At 37.2% G+C, this 436-nt stretch carries 1 protein-coding gene; it reads left to right on the forward strand.

From position 1 onward, the window contains the following. A partial coding sequence (locus tag GNE10_RS35060; RefSeq protein WP_185570577.1) for a polysaccharide deacetylase family protein occupies positions 1 to 436 on the forward strand: 436 nt, incomplete at both ends.

The following is a 436-nucleotide window of genomic DNA, read 5'->3' on the forward strand; positions in this document are numbered from 1 at the left end:
GTATTAGATATTCTTAAACAAAATAATATTAAAGCAACATTTTTTGTCGTTGGACAAAACGTAAAAAATTACCCAGATTTATTAAGAAGAGTGGCTGCTGAAGGACACGCAATTGGTAACCATACTTGGCACCATTGGTACCATTTCATGAATCCACAAGTAGCAGCTTATGAAGTTAATAATACAACCAACCTTATATATCAAACAACAGGTGTGAAAACAGACTTATTTCGTCCACCGGGAGGCATGATGAATAATGGACTAGTCTCCTATGCTAAAAATAATAAATATGCGGTGATCATATGGTCATCCGACTCAATGGACTACTCACGCCCCAGTGTACCAAAGTTAATTAATAATGTGTTTAGGTTAGCAAAACCTGGAGGAATTGTACTTATGCACGACGGCGGTGGTAATCGGACTCAAACTATACAAG

Source organism: Nostoc sp. 2RC (genome assembly GCF_014222165.1).
GTDB classification, from domain to species: Bacteria; Cyanobacteriota; Cyanobacteriia; order Cyanobacteriales; family Nostocaceae; genus Nostoc; species Nostoc linckia.